15 protein-coding genes are annotated in these 15,111 nt (G+C 68.2%); 6 read left to right on the top strand and 9 right to left on the bottom strand.

Going from position 1 to position 15,111, the window contains the following annotated elements; translation table 11 throughout:
* The first annotated feature begins 12 nt into the window (after positions 1 to 12).
* Positions 13 to 771 carry a helix-turn-helix domain-containing protein gene (locus NTM_RS27455; protein ID WP_163769191.1) on the top strand — a complete coding sequence of 253 codons (759 nt, stop codon included), beginning with the start codon at positions 13 to 15 and terminating at the stop codon, positions 769 to 771.
* On the opposite strand, the gene NTM_RS27450 is transcribed toward NTM_RS27455, so the two are convergent.
* Positions 664 to 1,680, bottom strand: coding sequence for a metal-dependent hydrolase (locus tag NTM_RS27450; protein ID WP_104865784.1), 1,017 nt, complete (start codon positions 1,678 to 1,680; stop codon positions 664 to 666). The genes NTM_RS27455 and NTM_RS27450 overlap by 108 nt on opposite strands.
* Before the next feature lie 126 nt (positions 1,681 to 1,806).
* On the opposite strand from NTM_RS27450, the gene NTM_RS27445 reads away from it, so the two are divergent.
* Positions 1,807 to 2,436 carry a TetR/AcrR family transcriptional regulator gene (locus NTM_RS27445; RefSeq protein ID WP_163769190.1) on the top strand — a complete coding sequence of 210 codons (630 nt, stop codon included), beginning with the start codon at positions 1,807 to 1,809 and terminating at the stop codon, positions 2,434 to 2,436.
* Between the two features lie 24 nt (positions 2,437 to 2,460).
* Here the strand turns inward: NTM_RS27445 and NTM_RS27440 are convergent, their stop codons facing one another.
* The gene (locus NTM_RS27440) at positions 2,461 to 2,928 is read right to left on the bottom strand and encodes a hypothetical protein (RefSeq protein WP_163769654.1); all 468 of its coding nucleotides are present in this window, start codon (positions 2,926 to 2,928) and stop codon (positions 2,461 to 2,463) included.
* A gap of 99 nt (positions 2,929 to 3,027) precedes the next feature.
* Between NTM_RS27440 and NTM_RS27435 the strand changes: the two genes are divergently transcribed.
* Entirely contained in the window at positions 3,028 to 3,945 is a 918-nt protein-coding gene (locus tag NTM_RS27435) for an alpha/beta fold hydrolase (RefSeq protein WP_163769189.1), read from the top strand.
* A gap of 125 nt (positions 3,946 to 4,070) precedes the next feature.
* Here NTM_RS27435 and NTM_RS27430 read toward each other — a convergent pair whose 3' ends face one another.
* The 3 genes from NTM_RS27430 to NTM_RS27420 form a co-directional block, all read right to left on the bottom strand.
* Positions 4,071 to 5,573, bottom strand: coding sequence for a carboxyl transferase domain-containing protein (locus NTM_RS27430; protein ID WP_163769188.1), 1,503 nt, complete (start codon positions 5,571 to 5,573; stop codon positions 4,071 to 4,073).
* Complete coding sequence (locus NTM_RS27425) at positions 5,570 to 6,793, bottom strand: CaiB/BaiF CoA transferase family protein (RefSeq protein WP_163769187.1); 1,224 nt, start codon at positions 6,791 to 6,793, stop codon at positions 5,570 to 5,572. Before NTM_RS27425 ends, NTM_RS27430 begins: the two co-directional genes overlap by 4 nt.
* 184 nt (positions 6,794 to 6,977) lie before the next feature.
* Positions 6,978 to 8,366 carry an SLC13 family permease gene (locus NTM_RS27420; RefSeq protein WP_104865788.1) on the bottom strand — a complete coding sequence of 463 codons (1,389 nt, stop codon included), beginning with the start codon at positions 8,364 to 8,366 and terminating at the stop codon, positions 6,978 to 6,980.
* A 154-nt stretch (positions 8,367 to 8,520) separates the two neighbouring features.
* Here NTM_RS27420 and NTM_RS27415 point away from each other — a divergent pair, with 154 nt between their 5' ends.
* Both NTM_RS27415 and NTM_RS27410 read left to right on the top strand, forming a co-directional pair.
* A complete protein-coding gene (locus NTM_RS27415; RefSeq protein ID WP_163769186.1) occupies positions 8,521 to 9,216 on the top strand; it encodes a FadR/GntR family transcriptional regulator in 696 nt (231 codons plus the stop codon).
* Positions 9,217 to 9,226: 10 nt separating this feature from the next.
* Positions 9,227 to 10,522, top strand: a complete 1,296-nt coding sequence (locus tag NTM_RS27410) for an EAL domain-containing protein (RefSeq protein WP_163769185.1) — start codon at positions 9,227 to 9,229, stop codon at positions 10,520 to 10,522.
* An 8-nt stretch (positions 10,523 to 10,530) separates the two neighbouring features.
* Here the strand turns inward: NTM_RS27410 and NTM_RS27405 are convergent, their stop codons facing one another.
* The 4 genes from NTM_RS27405 to NTM_RS27390 are packed head-to-tail and all read right to left on the bottom strand — an operon-like array spanning position 10,531 to position 14,246.
* Positions 10,531 to 10,914: a carboxymuconolactone decarboxylase family protein gene (locus tag NTM_RS27405; protein ID WP_104865790.1), complete on the bottom strand. Its 384-nt coding sequence runs from the start codon at positions 10,912 to 10,914 to the stop codon at positions 10,531 to 10,533.
* Positions 10,915 to 10,934: 20 nt separating this feature from the next.
* Complete coding sequence (locus NTM_RS27400; protein WP_232079861.1) at positions 10,935 to 13,115, bottom strand: S15 peptidase family protein; 2,181 nt, start codon at positions 13,113 to 13,115, stop codon at positions 10,935 to 10,937.
* 58 nt (positions 13,116 to 13,173) lie between these two features.
* A complete protein-coding gene (locus NTM_RS27395) occupies positions 13,174 to 13,743 on the bottom strand; it encodes a PaaI family thioesterase (RefSeq protein WP_104865792.1) in 570 nt (189 codons plus the stop codon).
* Positions 13,740 to 14,246 (bottom strand): flavin reductase family protein, encoded by a 507-nt coding sequence (locus NTM_RS27390; protein ID WP_104865793.1) that lies wholly within the window; start codon positions 14,244 to 14,246, stop codon positions 13,740 to 13,742. Before NTM_RS27390 ends, NTM_RS27395 begins: the two co-directional genes overlap by 4 nt.
* A 125-nt stretch (positions 14,247 to 14,371) precedes the next feature.
* Here NTM_RS27390 and NTM_RS27385 point away from each other — a divergent pair, with 125 nt between their 5' ends.
* The gene (locus NTM_RS27385) at positions 14,372 to 15,043 is read left to right on the top strand and encodes a PadR family transcriptional regulator (RefSeq protein WP_104865794.1); all 672 of its coding nucleotides are present in this window, start codon (positions 14,372 to 14,374) and stop codon (positions 15,041 to 15,043) included.
* The last annotated feature ends 68 nt before the right edge of the window (positions 15,044 to 15,111 follow it).

The raw sequence follows: 15,111 nt of genomic DNA, 5'->3' as shown, positions 1-15,111 counted from the left end.
GAGGAGCTCAGCATGTCGCGCAAGGGCACTGCGCCGCTTCCGCAAACCTGCTATCCGGCGGTGTGGTTGTGGCCGGGCCAGGCGCTGTATTCCGGTCCCGCGCTCGGGCTGAATGCACACTCGGGTTCGGTGTGGTGCCTGGTGGTGGGAGTCGACGCGCCGGTGACGATCTCCGTCGACGGACGCACGATCACGGCGCGTAGCGCCCTCGTCCCGCCGCGGCTGGTGCACCAGCTGAGGATGAAGGGGCCGCTGATGTCGTGCTATCTGGACCCGACGTCGGCGCGCGCGGCGACCTGCCGTGCGCAGTTCGCACAGATCGAATCCGGCATCGCCTTTGACCATGCGGCGCAACAGGATCTGCTGCAGCCCCCGGCTGACGACGCCGCAGCGCGGCGCTGGCTGGACGCCGCGGCACCGTCGGACGTCCACCGCATGGATCCGCGAATCGAGCTGGCCGCCAAACGCATCCGGGATGATCCGGCGGCGGCGGTGTCGGCAGCCGACTTGGCAGCCGCGGCCGGCTTATCCGAATCGCGTTTCCTGCACCTGTTTCGCGAGCAGATGGGATCGAGTCTGCGCCGCTACCGGCAGTGGTGTCGGCTGCTGCACGCCGGCCGGATGGTTGGCGCCGGTGCGAACCTCACCACCGCCGCAGTCGAATCAGGGTTCGCCAGCCCGTCGCACCTCGCGGACCGGTTCAAGTCCACGTTCGGGCTGTCCGCGACCCGGCTGCTGGCCACCGGACTGGTCATCCGCGACGGCGCGTGACGACCGACGCTGACGCGCGCTCGCGTACCAGTGCGCGACATCGTCGCCGCGTTCGAAACGCGCGAACCACCGGTCGGCGAACTCCGGCGTCGGCTCGTGCGCTGGGTTGTGCAGCGGGGTCTGACTCAGCAGTACCCGAGATGCGGTGTGGATCTTACGTTTCCACGGGATGGCGTGAAACGCCGCAGGCACCCTGGGCTGTCGTGTCGCCCGGCTGCGAACCGCGTCGATCAGGCCGTTGAGCGGTTTGATGGTGTTGACGTCGATCGCCCGTTCGGCCAGCGGCACATGTTCGTTGATGCCGTCCATGATCAACGAGCTGACCTCGATCAGGTGTTTGACGATCCCGGGCAGGGCCCGCATCCGATAGCTCTTGCTGCCCACCACCGCGTCATAGACGATCAGCGCCGAACTGCGGTGCTCGACCTCCTCGACGAAGTGCCACACGAACAGCGAGGCCACCCGGTCGTCACCGGTGCGGAACAGCGTGTCGTCATAGTCGAGCAGCATCTTGAAAAACGGTGTGAACGTGGCCTCGAGGTCGGCGATGTAGGCCAACCGGTAGCGCAGCGGGGTGGTGTCGGTGACCCGGTCGTAGGCGGCGTTCGACGCGTCGAACGTCTCCTGGAGCCCGGGGTAGGAGCGGATCAGTGCGCGCACATGCTGACGGTGTGAATTGGCGTGCTGGGCCTCCTGGCGCAGGAACGCCTCGGCCTCCTCGGCGACCGCCGGATCGGTGATCAACGGCATCGCCTCGCGCACCGCCGCGACGATCATCTTCTCGAAGCAGATCGCCATGATCGACACCATGTTCATGTAGGTCGAGAATGCCGGGTTGGCCGGGTTCCAGTTGAACGGCACGGCGTCGTCGAAGTCGAATCGGATCCGCCGGACCTGCAACGCCGTCATCGGGTTTCGCCTGTGCGTGGATCCACTGATCGCCCCTTGCCTGAACGCCGTACCGAAACAACGACAATACAGTCATAGCAGAGGTGTATCGCCGAGGTAAAGGGGTTACGGCGCTACAGTCGCAGGATGCGCACGCACGGCTGGCAGGGCGAACCGCCGTCCACAGACGATGAAGCCGTGTCGCGCATCATCGCCGCCACCCACCGGTGCGTGGCCGAGCGCGGCGCCCAGACCAGCATCGCGCATGTCGCCACCGCGCTCGGGGTCAGCAGAGCCACTGTCTACCGGTACTTTCCGAGCACCACCGCACTGCTGCGAGCCGCAGCCGAAGACGGGACGCGACGCTTCCTCGGCCGGCTGGGTGAGGAGTTGCAGTCCTTCGACGACATCACCGACGCGATCATCGAGGGCGTGGTGCAAACCGTCGCCGCGGTGCCACACGAGCCGTATCTGCAGCTGCTGCTCGAGGAGCCGTCCCACACCCTGCTGCGCAGCGTCACCTCCGACGCCGCGCGCGACATCGGTCGCCGGATGCTGTTGGAGAGCACCTCGATCGACTGGACGCAGGTCGCCACCGAGCCGGCCGGCCTGGACGAACTCGTGGAATGGGCATTGCGCATCGTGCAGTCGTTCCTGACCAACCCGGGCGATCCGGCCCGCACGCCCGACGAATTACGGCAGCATCTGCGGCGCTGGCTCGGTCCGGCGGTGCGGGACTGGGTCGCGTCGTCCGCGCTGCCCCTGGCCCGGGCCTGAGCGCCTGCGCGTCCCTGGCTTCGACTACCAGAGAACTCCGTAGACGCTGGAGATCGCGAAACCGTGTCCGCCATAGGTTTTGCAGATCACGGTGCCCTGATGCCCGACACCGCAACTGGCGCCCCAGTTCTCCAGCCGTTGACCGGCAGGCAGCACGTCGACACCCTCCTGGGTGAACGTCGGCGTGGGGGAGTAGCGGTACTCGGCCGGGGCGCCACTGGTCAGGAACGTCTGGTTGGTGCCCGGTGGCGCGTCGAGCGGAACGCCGTCGCAGCCGATGGGCCCGCCGTTGGGCCCGATACCGCAAAACAAGCCGTCCGGCGTGCGGAAGTACACGTGGTAGTTCGGCGGCGGGCCGGGGCGGAAGAAGCCTTCCGCGACGGGGTAGCCGTCGATCACGTCTGCGCCGGGCGGCGGCTCGGCACCGGCTACTGCGCCGGAGAGCGAAGTCAGCACGACGGCGGCGGTGATCGTGGCGCCTCGGCGAATCATCTTCTCGACGTGCACGCTCCTACGGTGTCATGCGCGTCAACCCCTGCGCCGCCGAATCGACGTCGCTTGGCTGGTGAGGCTCTGGTTACCCTCGATGCGGTGGACCTTGCCGTACCGCGTGTCAACATCGCCGGCCGCTTCGACCGCGGCGGGCTCGGCGCCTTCGTCGGTGCGGCTGCATTCGACCACTTCCTGACGGCCTACCGCGACGGGATGGCCGCGCTGCCTCCGTTCGAGTATTTCGACCTAGCAACCGCTTTCGGTAGCGTGCGGGCCTATCGCTTTGCCGGCCCCGGGCACGGACCGCCCGTCGTGCTGCTGCCGGGCCGCAGTGCGACCACCCCGATGTATGCGACGAACCTCGCACCGTTGTTGCGGTCGCGCACCGTGTACGGCATCGATCTGCTCGGTGAGGCCGGTCTGTCGGTGCAGCACACGCCGATCGCGAACGCCGCCGAGCAGGCGCAGTGGCTCGACGAGGCGCTGGCGGGGCTGGGCCTGGAGTCGGCGCATCTCCTGGGCGTGTCGTTCGGTGGGTGGACGGCGGTGAACTGCGCGGTGCACCGGCCCGGGCGGATCGCGTCGCTTACGCTGTTGGACCCGGTGCAGACCTTCGCGCGGTTGACGCTCGCCCCGGTACTGGCGTCGGTGGTGATGCTGGCTCCCGGTGCGCCGGAAAGGTGGCGCCGTGGCGTGATGAGCTGGATCGCCGGCGGCGTCGACGTCGAGAAGGACGGTGCGGTGGCCACCCTGATCGATGCCGCCGCGCGCGATTTCGTGGTGCGCACCCCGGTCCCCCGGATGTTCACCGACGCCCAGTTGCGCTCGCTGTCGATGCCGGTGCTGGCCTTGCTGGGTGGACGCAGCGTGATGCTCGACCCGCAGCATGCGAAGGCCCGGGCCGAGCGGCTGTTGGCTCGCGGGCAGGTCGAGGTGTGGCCCGACGCATCGCATGCGATCAACGGCGAGTACCCGCAGCAGATCGCCGCTCGGGTCGCCGATTTCCTGACGGACTGACCCGCGATCGCCCGGGCCGTGATCCGCCGAAACCCTGGACGCGCGAGTGTGGGCCTTGTGTACGGAATCTATCGAGTTCGCGTACAGAAAGCCTACATTCGTGGGCGCCCCGGGCCAGGTGCGGCCTATCCCGCCTGAGCGAGAACCGGGGAGCCGTCGCCCAACCGGTCGAACCGGCGGGCGCGTTCGATCCGTCGCTCGGCATCGTCGCGTTCGGCCAACTCGCGCAGTGTCTGTCCCAGCGCCGCACCGACGCGGTGGCAGAACGTCACGGATTCTTCGGCCGCGTCGGGTAGTTCGGGGATCACCCGGTCGACGACGCCGGACCGGTACAGGTCTGTCGAGCGGATCTGCTGTGCGGCAGCCATTTCCGGAGCTTGTCCGGTGTCGTGGTACAGGATCGCACTGGCACCCTCCGGTGGCAGCGGGGACAGCCAGCCGTGTTGGGCGGCGAGCATCCGGTCGGCCGGAAGGAGAGCCAGCGCACCGCCCCCGGTGCCCTGACCGAGAAGGACCGACACGGTCGGTGCGTCCAGCGCCACCATGTCGGTGATGCAGCGGGCGATCTCTCCAGCGAGCGCACCCTCCTCGGCCTCCCGTGACAGTGCGGCGCCGGCCGTGTCGATGACGGTCACCAGCGGCACCGCCAGGCCGGCGGCCAGGCGCATCCCGCGGCGGGCCTGCCGTAGCGCCGCGGGCCCGAGTGGGCCGGTGCGGCAGGCGCGGTCCTGACCGACGAGTACGCACGGCAGGCCGGCGAATCTCGTCATTGCCAGCACGATTCCCGCGTCCTTCTCACCCTGGCCGGTTCCGTTGAGCATCACGGCATCCTCGGTCGCGTGCCGCAGCAGCTGCTGGACACCGGGCCGGTCGGCGCGGCGCGACGCGACGACCGAATGCCATGCCGGCAGGTCGAGGGCTTCGTCCGCGACGCCCGCGGCGTCGTCCGTCCGCGGCGCGGGAGCCAGGATGCCCAGGACGCGATCGACGGCGGCGGCGAGGTCGGCCGCGTCCAGCACGGCATCAACGATCCCGTGGTCGTGCAGGTTCTCCGCGGTCTGCACTTCGGAAGGGAACGGGCTGTCGTACAACGCCTCATACACCCGCGGACCGAGGAAGCCGACGAGTGCCCCGGGTTCGGCGAACGTGACGTGGCCCAGGGATCCCCACGATGCGAACACGCCGCCGGTCGTGGGATGGCGCAGGTACACCAGGTAGGGCAGATGAGCGGCCTTGTGGTCGACCACCGCCGCGGTGATCTTGACCATCTGCAGGAACGCCGGTGTGCCCTCCTGCATCCGGGTCCCACCTGAGGTCGGCAGCGCGAGCAGCGGCAGCCGCTCGGCGGTCGCGCGCCGGACCGCGGCGGCGATCCGGTCGCCGGCCGCGACGCCGATCGAGCCGCCGAGAAAACCGAAGTCGCACAGCAGAACAGCGGCCCGATGGCCGCGGATGTCGGCGGCGCCGGTCAGCACCGCCTCGTCGGATCCGGTCCTCGTGCGCGCCCTGCAGAGTTCCTCGTGGTAGCGCCCGGCGCCGGCCGGATCGACGACAGGGGCGTCCCAGGACTCCCACGAACCCGGGTCGATCAGCGCCTCCCGCAGTGCCGTAGCGCTGATGCCGCTCATCGCCGCACCGTCCCCGCCTCGGCGAGGAGGTGGTTGTGGGCACCCAGCACCGGGGGAGCCGAATGCGCGGTGCGGGTACGTTCCGTGCCGCCCGCGTCGAAGAACCGCAAAGGCGGACCTGGTAATTCGATCGGTCCGAGGGTGTCGTGCTCGACCTGGATGAGCAGACCCTGCGACCGGGTCTGCTCCCACTCGTAGACCTCCCGGACGGAACGGATCCGGCCTGCCGGCACCCCGATCTCGTCGAGCCGGGACAGCAGTTCCTCGGTGCTGTACAGGCTGAAGACGCTCTGCACGAGGTCGCGGACCTGCTTGGAATTCGTGACCCGGTCCGGGTTGGTCGCCATCCCCGGCGCGGTCGCGTCGAGGTCGAAGCCGGTGCAGAACCGCTGCCACAACCCCTCGCTGCCGACCGCGATCTGCACGGCGCCGTCGGCGGTGTCGAAGAGGCCGTAGGGGCTGATGGACGGATGGTGATTGCCGGTGGGCTCACCGACCTGGCCGGCGACCGTCCACTTGGTGCCCTGGAACGCGTGCACGCCGATGACCGCGGCCAACAGCGACGCCCGGACCACCTGGCCGCGCCCGGTGCGCTGCCGTTCGTGCAGCGCCGCCAGAACGCCGAACGCGCCGTACATCCCGGCGAGCAGATCGGCGATCGGCACCCCGACCCGCTGCATGTCGTGCGGACCCGAGCCCGTCACCGACATCAACCCGGCTTCGCCTTGGGCGATCTGGTCGTATCCCGCGCGTCCGGCCTCGGGTCCGTCGTGGCCGAACCCGCTGATCGACAGCATCACCAACCGAGGGTTCAGTTCTTCCAGCCGCGACGCGGAGAACCCGAGCCGGTCGAGGACACCCGGGCGGAAGTTCTCCATCAGCACGTCCGCCCGCGTGAGAAGACGGGCCAGCGCGATTCTGCCCTCGAGGGTCTTGAGGTCGAGTGTGACGGACTTCTTGTTGCGGTTCGCGCACAGAAAGTACGTCGACTCCCTTGCGCCGTCGTCGGGTTCGACGAACGGCGGACCCCAGCCGCGGGTGTCGTCACCGCCGTCGGGGTTCTCCACCTTGACCACGTCGGCGCCGAGGTCGCCGAGCATCATCGCGGCGTGCGGGCCGGCGAGAGCACGGGTCAGGTCCACCACGAGCAGCCCCGTGAGCGGGCCGGAGGTGTTGGGCGCAGGGACGTGGTGTGTCGGGATCGTCGTCGGGATCGTCATGGTCATCACCTCGTATTGGAATGGTGGACTACTGGCCTAGCCAATTTAGGAAAACAGCACGGCCGAGGGGATGTCAACGGTTCACACCGATCTCTCAGGCGTGACCTACGCCACTGCGCACTTGAGTGAAAATGCCTGTGGCACGCGCGATCTCAGACCGCGCGTGCCACAGGTGCGAGTGTGGTCAGAGCCAGCCGGGCGCCACCAGCACGGCCCAGGCGATCAGCGGTCCGATGGCGACGACGAGCGCGCTGTACTTGAGGATCTGTTTGTAGAACGTGTCGCGATCCACCCCCTGGGCGTTGGCCAGCACCAGCGCCCCGTTGGTCGAGAACGGGCTGACGTCGACGATCGTGGAAGCGATTGCGAGCGCGACGATTACACCGACCGGGCCGATTTCGCCGGCCAGCAGCAGCGGCACCGCGAGCGGGATCGTCGCACCGAGGATGGCCACCGAGGATGCGAACGCCGACACGATCGCGCCGAGATAGCACAGCAGCAGCGCGACCAGCAGGGGCATGCCGATGCTGGCGACCCCGTTTCCGACCCACTCGACGCTGCCCGCTTCCTGTAGCACCCCGACGAATGTGAGCACCCCGCCGATGAGAAGGACGGTGGACCAACTGATTTGGGAGACCGCACCTTTCTGGGCCTTCGGGGAGGCCAGCGCCAGCACCGCGGCCACTGTCATCGACACGAAGCCGATGTCGAGGTCGAGGATCAGGGAGAACAGTGCCAGCGCCGCAAGTCCGACGAGGGTCAGGACCTGGTCGAACGACACCGCGCGACGGGGCAACGGGCTCAGTGCGGTGTTCGGCGGGGCCACCAGGGTGGCCGCCGAGGCGCCGGTGCCGTGGCCGGAGAACACCGGGGCTCCGCCCGGCCCGTGTGCGCCGTGCGGAGTGGGCCCGGTGCCGCCGTCGGCTCCGTCCTCGCCCTCGTCGTCGACGTGGTCTCGGGTGGTTCGCCCCAGCAGCTTGCGGCCGCCGAGGAAGGCGAACAGCAGGATGCCGATCCCGGCGTTGAAGAACAGGCTGCCCAGGAACAGGGTCAACGGACTGTTCACCAGGCCCGCCTTGGCGGCGATGTTGTTGACGGTGACGCCGTAGATGCTGATCGGGGAGAAGCCGCCGGCCTGCGCGCCGTGGATCACCATCATGCCCATCAGCAGGGCGTTGATCTTGTATCGCTTGGCGAAGGTCAGCGCGATGGGCGCGATGATCGCGACCGCGGCCGGGCCGAGTGCGCCCAGGGCGGTCAGTACCGCGGTGATGCCGAACATCACCCACGGGATGAACGCCACCCGTCCGCGGACCAGCTGGAGGGCGCCGCGGACCATCAGGTCGACCGTGCCATTGTTCTGCGCGATCGCGAAGAGGTACGTGACGCCGACCAAGGTCAGGAACAGGTCGCTGGGGAATCCGGCGATGATGTCGTCGGTGCTCATCCCGACGGCGAGGGTGCCGACCAGGAAGGCGGCGACAAAGCCCAGGGTGCCCATGTTGATGGGCAGCAGTGTCGCGCAGATGAACATCGCGATCAGGGCGAGGATTGGTATGAGCTCAAGCGGCATGGCTGTCTCCGGATATCCGTGAGTCCTCACCAGTGGACTACTGGCCTAGCCAGTACACCAGTGGGATGGCTCACTGTCAACAGCGAGTGTGATCTGGCCTACGCAGGGGTCGGCGGTAGGCTGACCAAAAATGGCTCAGAGAGTAGGTGAGTGAGTGGTTGAGCAACTGCGTCCGGTGACCCGGCCTCGCCTTTACGAGGTCATCGTCGAGCAGCTGTGTGCGTACATCGCCGACAACGCGATGGATCCGGGCGACCGGCTGCCCGCAGAGCGTGAGCTCGCCGCGAAACTCGGGGTCAGTCGGGCGTCGCTGAGTCAGGCGCTGGTCGCGCTCGAGGTCCAGGGGGTGCTGTCGGTGCGCCACGGCGACGGCGCGATCCTGATCCGGAGGCCGACCGAGAAGCGCGCGATCAAGGCGCTGCGCGAACACGCCGACCGCATCCCGGACATCATCGAGGCGCGCGAAGCACTGGAGGTCAAGCTGGCCGGCCTGGCTGCGGCGCGGCGCAGCGACACCGAAATGGCCGCCATCGACGCGGCGATCGCGAAGATGGAGGAAGAGGTCGACGCCGGCGACCGCGGGGTGGTCGGGGACGAGATGTTCCACGAGGCGATCACCGCGGCCGCGCACTCGTCGCTGCTGGCCAAGCTGATGCACGAGATCTCCGGTCTGGTGAGGGAAACGCGCATCGAATCGCTGTCCCAACAGGACCGCCCGCGGGCATCGCTGGAAGGGCACAAGCGCATCGCCGAGGCGGTACGCCGGCAGGACTCCGTCGGTGCGGCCCAGGCGATGGCCGACCACATCCGCATGGTGTCCGATGTCGCACTGATACGCGCCGGCGACTGAGTCCCAGCGCATGCGGGACCTCGTCCGCGAACTCATCGCCTCCATAGACCCGCAGTCGTTACTGCAGCGGATCGTCGAGCAGGTGTGCGCGCGGATCCCGAACGCATCCGGCGCCTCGGTCGCGCTGAGGACGTCAGGCGGGTTCCTCGAAGTCCTTGCCACGCATGGCGACACGGGTGCGATCCAGGGCCGGGTGGTGCCGGTCGCGGACACCTTCCAGATCTACCCCCTGGAGTCGGGCAAGTCCGAGATCATCGGCGACACCGCCACCGACCCCCGGTTGACCCCGCAGGTGCGCGCGATCAGCGAGCGGCTCGGGGTCCGCAGTTGTCTGTCCATCCCTTTGATGAATGCCGGCGCGGCCATCGGCACGTTGTCCGTCGTCGCTCCGATGCCCGACGCGTTCGATCTGGCCCACGTCGAACCCATCTTGTCGATCACCGAGTTCCTCGGAGTGCTGATCAACTCGAACGCCCAGCTCGCCACGTTGCTGAACAATCTGCTGCACTCCACGGCCGCGCCGAGCTACAACCGCGCGGCCGCCGATTTCCTCGCGTCGGTGGTGCTTCCCGAGCTTTCCGAACGTGACGAACTGGAGCGGGTCATCGACGAGGTTCTGCGGGACGGGCGCATCGATCCGGTGTTCCAGCCGATCGTCGACCTCGCCAGCGGCCGGGTCGTGGCTTTCGAAGGCCTGAGCCGGTTCGCCAGCGAACCCGTGCGGACCCCCGATGTGTGGATGATGATGGCGCACAAGGTCAATCGTGGAGTCGACATGGAGTTGAAGGCACTGCGTGGTCTGCTGGACGCCGCGCTGGCGATCCCGGACCGGTACTCGGTCACGGTGAACCTCAGCCCGCTGGCATTGGCCGACGCCGAGGTGCAGCAGGTGATGCTGGCCTATCCGCAGAAGCTCGTCGTCGAACTCACCGAGCACGAGCCCGCGCCCGAGTTGCTCAGCGTGAGCCTGGAGCCGGTCCGCAGACACGGGATCAAATTGGCCATCGACGACGCCGGAAGTGGGTTCGCCGGGCTGACCACGATCCTGCGGTTGCGGCCCGACATCATCAAACTCGACCGCGAGCTGACCATCGGCATCGAGAATGATCCGGCCAGGCGCGCGTTGGCGGCGGCGCTGTCGCACTTCGCCGGCGACATCGACGCGGCGACCGTCGCCGAAGGCATCGAGACCGATGTGCAGATGCAGCTGTTACGCGACCTCGGAATCCACTACGGGCAGGGGTATCACCTGGCCCGTCCACAGTCCGTCGCCGCGTTACGCGATTCCGTACTCGCGCGCCCGTAGGCCGGCTCTCACGTCAGATGCCGGCGCGGCGGGAGCACTTCGCGGCCGACGGCTCGTGCGCTGCTGACCGCCGGATACCCGACGTATCCGGTGAGGTGGTAGAGCACCTCCTCGAGCTCTTCGATGGTCAGGCCGTTCTGCAGCGCGATGGGGAAGTGGAACTTCAGTTCGTTGTCCGCGCGCAGCGCGATCAGCGCACCGAGTGTGACGAGGCTGCGGGAGCGCCGATCCAGCCCCGGCCGGGTCCACAACGCGCCGAAGACATGCTCGAGGCCGAGTTCGCCTATCTCGCCGGCGAAACCGTCGTCGCGCAGCGTGGTCGCGTCGTCCGGGACGAGCCCGGGAAGGAGCTCCTTGAAGACTTTGAGGCCCTCGGCACGGTTGTCGGTCATCGGTTCTCCTTCACTACGAGTCACGCGGCGGTGGTGATCACCTGGGCGGCAGCAAGTGTCGGAAGCTTCACCGACATGCCCTCGACCTTGATCCCCCCGTAGGAGTAGAAGTTCAGGAAGCTGAACGCGGAGGTGACCAGCTGCACCGTCACCGACTCCCCGGGCTTGAGGGTATGGCCGATCTGCTCCATCGTGAATGTCACGGTGCGTGACTGTCCGTCCAGTACCACGGGAATCGGTGTGACCTGATTGCCCAGAACCAGGCCGGTCTCGTCGTCGACGATCTGGGCGTACACATGCTTCGCGTTGCCCGTACCGGAGTAGGTCAGCGTCAGCTCCGGGGCGCCGACCAGACGGGTCAGCTCTGTCGCATCCGGAACGCGCAGGTTTACCGCGTTGAACGCCTTGGCCCCCGACGGGATGCCGACGAAGGTGCGGACGAGGCCGCGGGTCAGGATCAGCGGGTTCGGTCCGGATCCACCGAGGAACGGCACGAACGCCAGCGCCTGGCCGGTTCCCGTCAGCTCTGCGCTGATCGACTCGCCCGCGGTGACCGGATAGGTCGGCGAGGAGTGCCACTCGCCGTGCTGATCCACCCACTCGAATTGCGGTCCGGGATCGACGGATTCGTCTCCCTTGACGTAGCGGTCCAGCCACTCCATCGTTTCGCGCCACACCACCTTCCCGTCGTTGACACTGCTCAGGCAGGTGCCGTGACCGCCGCAGAACCACACCACCTTGGTGGTGGTGCCCGCCTCGATCAGCGCGCGGGCGTTCAGATCGGCGTGCGACAACGGGACCAGTGTGTCGACCGTGCCCTGGACCAGCAGCGTCGGTGCGGTGATCTTGGCGAGCCGATCGGCGAACATACGGCTGTTGAACAGGTCGATGTCGGACTGGGAGGCCTTACCGGTCAGCACCGCGCCGACCACCGCGGGCAGGATCCGCTCGTTCGGGCGCGCGTCGGTGATCACGAGCAGCGCGCTGAGGAACGTCCCCCACACGCTGCTGACCGCCTGGCGCGGGAAGATCGCGTCCACCAGGCTGTTCCACGCGATCGTCGGCACGATCGCGTCGATACGGTGGTCGACGATCGCCGACGAGAACTGGATACCGCCGCCGTAGGACAGGCCCACCATGCCGATCTTCGGATCACCGTCGACCTTGGCCACCGCGTCCAGCGTCGTCAGCCAGCTGATGATGTGCGAGACGTCGCGGCCCTCGAAATCCGGTGATTGCAGTTGCATTCGCCCGCCCGAACGCCATTCGCCGCGCGGATCCCAGCTGACCACGTTGTAGCCGGCCTTGCGCAACATGCCGATCCCGACGATGTCGCCGGGCAGGAACGGATCGACGTCGAGCCCGAGTGTCGTCGAGCCGGGGAACCCGACGCCGGGACCGTTGAGCACCGTCGGGGCCGACTCGCCGTCCCGCAACCCGGTGGCGGGCATGAAGTGCACGTAGATCTCGGCTCCATCGAAGGACCTCACCCGCACGGTGCGCGGCCGCGGCGCCCCCGGCGGTGCGTCGTGGTCAACCGGCCATCCGACCAGCGGGTGCAGGATCTCGGACACGAACGGGATCGCGTGGATCACGTTCACGATCGGGGTCACCACGAACCGCCCGAGCACCGGGACGTACTGCATCCACTCCAGCGGCGCCGTGACCTCGGTGACCACGACGTCGGTAGGGATCTCGTACTCGGCGGCGACGGTGTCGTCGGTCTTATCCCGCGCGGTGGCCACCGCGGACAGCGCGACCGCCCCGGGAACAGCGGGGCTGTCGTCGCTGTCCGAGGGTGCCGCCTCGGTGTCGGTGTCGCTCTCGGTGGCGGTGTCGTGGTCCGCCTCGGCCGCGGCGTCGTCGGAGATCCTCGTCGAGATCCTGGTCGGCTTCGCGGACCGCCGCTGCGAGGTCTCGGATTCAGCCTCGCCGGCCTCGTCCCCGGTGTCGTCCTGGTCGCGGTCGGCGACCTCGGTGTCCGTTTCCGTGTCGGCGCCGGTGCCCCGATCGCCGTCCTCGGTGGTCTTCGACGGTTTCGCCGCGGAGGTGTCCGACGCCGACGATTGTGGACCGGTTCCCGGACCGGACCCCGCGCCGTCGTCGGCGAACGCCGCGCCGGCACCTGCCAGGATTCCCGCTCCGATACCCAGGGCCAGCGCCAACCCGCCGACCCGACCCACATACGTCCCCGCAGCCACGCTAAGTGCTTACCGTGTCCGTTCCGTTGTGTCACGGGTTCGGGAAATGCCGGTGCGGCTAACGCTTCGGGAAGAGGAAGATCCCGTCGGCTTCGACGGTCACGTCGCCGCCGTGGGAGATCGACCCCTCGACGAAGGTCTTACTGCCCTGGCTGTCACGGATCTTCGCCTCGGCGTGAAGTGGACGGCCCAGCGGGGTGGGGCGGCGGTACCGCACCGTCAACGTGCCCGTCACCGCCGGCCTGCCGGGCTGATGCACGGCCGCACCGAGAACATGGTCGAGAATCAGCGAGCAGATGCCACCGTGGACGTGTCCGGCCGGTCCCTCATATCCGGCGCCCAGCGTGAAGTCGGTGAACACACCGCCGTCCTCGCGGTGCTCGACGGTCAGCGGGACCGCGATCGCGTTCCGCGCGCCGATCACCACGTTTCCCGCCGCCGGCGACATGCCGTCGCGGTGCTGCACGCCGTACGATCCCGGGATCGCATCCGCCGTCAGTCGTGTTGTGATGGCGTCGATCTCATGGCGCGCGGCGGTGATCGTCTGCTCGTCGGCCAGGGTGCGGATGGTCGCGTCGATGAGGTGACGCACCGATTCGGCCAGCTCGGCGGCGGGATCGTGGCTCACCGGTCCGCCGCGTCGAATCCGCCGTATCCGCCTTGAAAGAACAGCAGCGGCTTGGCATCCCGGTCCGCGCGCAGTCCGGTCACGTGGGCCACCACGATGGTGTGATCGCCGGCGCCGTGCTCGTATTCGAGTTCGGCCTCGATGGTGGCGACCGTCCCGTCGAGAACGGGGGAGCCGTTGCGTCCCGGAGTCCATGCGAGGTCTCCGAACTTGTCCCCGCCGCGGGTGGCGAACCGGATGCAGACGTCGCGCTGATCGTCGGCCAGCACGTTGATCGCCAACCGCCCGGTGCTGCGGATCAGAGGCCAGGAGGTCGACGTCGCCGCCGGGCAGAACGACACATACGGCGGCTCCAGCGAGACCGAGGTGACCGACTGGCAGGCGAACCCCAGCGGCCGGGTGCCGTCATGGCCGGTGATCACCGCGACCCCGGTGCAGAAGTGTCCCAACACCGCGCGCATGGTCGCGGGATCGGGCAGGAGCAGTTCCGAAGTGGTGGTCATGGGTCTCCCAGGTGGGTCGCAGCGTCCGCTTCAGCGTCCGACCCCGCCCGGCCGCGCACAAGGCGCCGTCCCGGCCACCGGTCGGTGCCACGGTGCACCGGCCTGCGCATTGTTAACCTTGGACAGTGACCGACAGCGATTCTGGGCGCAAGCCGGGCCTGGCTGCGACCAGTTATGCGCTTCTCGGCCTGCTGTCCTACGAGCAGGAGCTGTCCGGCTACGACGTCCGCAAGTGGATCGGCTGGACCATGCGGTTCTATTACGGAAGCCCCGCCTACAGCCAGATCTACAGCGAGCTCAAGAAACTTGAGCACCTGGGCCTGGTGACCTCCCGGGTCGAGAACACCGGCGGCGCCCGCAGCAGACGGCTGTACAAGATCACCGCATCCGGGCTCGCGGAGGTCACTCGCTGGGCCAACGAGGAGTCCTTCGATCCGCCGTCGCTGAAGCACGGACCGTTGCTGCGGATGACGTTCGGGCACCTGTCCACCCCCGCGCGGCTGAAGGAGCTGCTGCAGGAGCACATCGCCTACGCCGACGAGATGGAGCGTGAGGCGGCCAAGGACGCGAGGCTCGCGGGCGCGGACCCGACGTGGGCGTATGCCCGGATCGCGCTGCGCTGGGCGGAGCGTTACTACGCCAACGAACGCGAGCTGGCGCTGAAGATGATCAAGGAACTCGACGACGCCGAGGCCGAGTTCCCGCGCGGTGCCGACGGTCAGGCCGCCGTCGCATGGCCGAAACCGGAGTACTGGTACGAAGTCGAGAAGCAGGCCGAAGCCGAGCCCGACGCCTAGGGTTCATGGGCCGAAGTGCCGCCGAGACTGGGCTGACGGTCGTGGTCAATGCCTTGATCGCGACCGTG

It is taken from the genome of Mycolicibacterium parafortuitum, assembly GCF_010725485.1.
GTDB lineage: Bacteria > Actinomycetota > Actinomycetes > Mycobacteriales > Mycobacteriaceae > Mycobacterium.
Note: the sequence above shows the minus strand (reverse complement) of the source record. Positions and strands in the feature narration are given on the sequence as shown.

Coding starts and splice junctions, on each gene's coding strand:
- NTM_RS27440 (WP_163769654.1), bottom strand. CDS start 2,928: ATGATTCGCCGAGGCGCCACGATCACCGCCGCCGTCGTGCTGACTTCG.
- NTM_RS27430 (WP_163769188.1), bottom strand. CDS start 5,573: ATGAGCGGCATCAGCGCTACGGCACTGCGGGAGGCGCTGATCGACCCG.
- NTM_RS27455 (WP_163769191.1), top strand. CDS start 13: ATGTCGCGCAAGGGCACTGCGCCGCTTCCGCAAACCTGCTATCCGGCG.
- NTM_RS27420 (WP_104865788.1), bottom strand. CDS start 8,366: ATGCCGCTTGAGCTCATACCAATCCTCGCCCTGATCGCGATGTTCATC.
- NTM_RS27425 (WP_163769187.1), bottom strand. CDS start 6,793: ATGACGATCCCGACGACGATCCCGACACACCACGTCCCTGCGCCCAAC.
- NTM_RS27450 (WP_104865784.1), bottom strand. CDS start 1,680: ATGACGGCGTTGCAGGTCCGGCGGATCCGATTCGACTTCGACGACGCC.
- NTM_RS27410 (WP_163769185.1), top strand. CDS start 9,227: ATGCGGGACCTCGTCCGCGAACTCATCGCCTCCATAGACCCGCAGTCG.
- NTM_RS27390 (WP_104865793.1), bottom strand. CDS start 14,246: ATGACCACCACTTCGGAACTGCTCCTGCCCGATCCCGCGACCATGCGC.
- NTM_RS27405 (WP_104865790.1), bottom strand. CDS start 10,914: ATGACCGACAACCGTGCCGAGGGCCTCAAAGTCTTCAAGGAGCTCCTT.
- NTM_RS27445 (WP_163769190.1), top strand. CDS start 1,807: ATGCGCACGCACGGCTGGCAGGGCGAACCGCCGTCCACAGACGATGAA.